This window comes from Labrys sp. KB_33_2, from assembly GCF_052114505.1.
Classification (GTDB): domain Bacteria; phylum Pseudomonadota; class Alphaproteobacteria; order Rhizobiales; family Labraceae; genus Labrys.
The window spans coordinates 1-1,706 of the sequence record NZ_JBFREW010000065.1 but is presented as its reverse complement, the minus strand read 5'-3'; the positions used below and the strand labels follow the sequence as shown (position 1 = coordinate 1,706).

Below are 1,706 nucleotides of genomic sequence, written 5' to 3'. Positions count from 1 at the left end.
CGCACGGCATCGTCGACCTGCGACATCAGGCGCGTGAGGTCGCGCTTGAAGCTGGACGAGCTGCCATAGCCCTGGTCGAAAGAGCCCAGGGTGGAATTGATGCGTTTCATCGACTGCTGGGCGGTGTCGAGCACCGGCTGCAGCCTCTGCATTGCCGGGGCGAGATCGGTCTTGGCCTTGTCGATCAGYTCCCGCGCCGAGGTGAGGGCGCCGGCGAGCGAGCGCAGCGATTCCTTGATCTCCGGTCCGGCGGCAAGGTCCTGGAACGACTTCATGGTGTCGTTGGCCTGGACCACCAGTTTGTCCAGCGGCAGTTTYGARATRCGRTCGAGGATGTCGTTGACCGAACGCAGGGCGGAGTCGAACTGGTTCGGACTGGTCGGGATCACCGGATAGATAGCGCCGGTTCCCAGTTCCGCMGGYSCRGCCTTGGGRTCGATGKCGARCGACACCACGCTCTGGCCAGTCAGGTAATTGCTGGTCTTGATCTCGGCGCGCAGGCCCTTGGCGACCAGCGATTTCAGCACGGTTTCGGGATYGAYCGGGCCGTCCGCGCCGACGAACTTGATGCGCTCCGGCTCGAGTTCGATCACGACAGGCGCCCGGGGGGTATTCTTGGCAAGATCATATTGCAGGCTGACATCGACGACCTGCCCGATCTTGAGACCCTGCCATTCCACGTTGGAGCCGGCGGCAAGGCCGCCGACCGAGGAATCGAAATAGACCAGATATTTGTGACGGACGGTATATTTGGCTTCGTCGGCGCTGGCCTGGTCCCGGTAGAGGGTGAAAGCCGTCTTGGGAGCGGCGCGCTCGTTCGAAAGCACGTCGGCCGGCGTGTCGAAGGCGATGCCGCCCGCGAGCAGGGCCTGGATGGAATCGAGCTGGAGCCGGAAGCCCTGGGGACCCGTCGTGAGGGAGACCCCGGACGCATTCCAGAAATTGGTGCTGGTGCGCACTTCCTTGTCATAGGGATCCCTGACGAAGGCGCGGATGGTGATGCCGTCTGCGAGGTTGGAGGAATCGTAGCCGAGGACCTGACCAACCTCGAGGCCGCGATGGAAGATCGGCGACCCCGCGCTGATCGAGCCGATCTGCGTGGTCTTCAGGGCAAATTCCGTTCCGGGCGCGTCGGTGGGAATGACGGGAGGCAGCTCAAGGCCGGCGAAGCTGTCGGCTGTCGTGCCGGCCTTGCCGGGATCGAACTCGATATAGACGCCGGAAATGATGGTCGACAGGCCCGAAATGCCGGAACTGGCCGACAGGCGCGGCCTGACCACCCAGAACAGCGTGCCCTCGCGCATCAGCGGTTCGGCCTGCTTGGTCATGTCGGCGGTGACGATAACGTGGCTGCCGTCCGGCGCAAGCGCGACGCTCTTCACCGTGCCGAAGACGATGGCCTTGTAGCGGATCTGGGTCTTGCCCGGCTCCAGCCCTTCCGCCGTGCGCATGGTGATGGTGATCACCGGCCCCTTCTCCGACAGCGTGACCCAGCCCAGATAGAGCGCAATCGCGGCCGCCACGATCGGGATGAGCCAGATCGCGGACAGGCGGCGGCGGCGCGGCGGATCGATATCCGGCGTGGCCGTGTCACTGCCGTTCTTGGAGGCGTCGGAGTCGGTCAATGGCCCTTCTTTCCTGTGTCACGGCGCAAGACATCCCACATCAGCCGTGGGTCGAATGATTCGGAGGCGATCATGGTGATG

General features: G+C 64.1%; 1 protein-coding gene. It reads right to left on the bottom strand.

What is annotated here, in order from left to right:
* The coding region (locus AB4037_RS34530; protein WP_441774666.1) for a PqiB family protein at nt 1–1,625 on the bottom strand (1,625 nt) is incomplete at its 3' end.
* Nucleotides 1,626–1,706 lie beyond the last annotated feature (81 nt).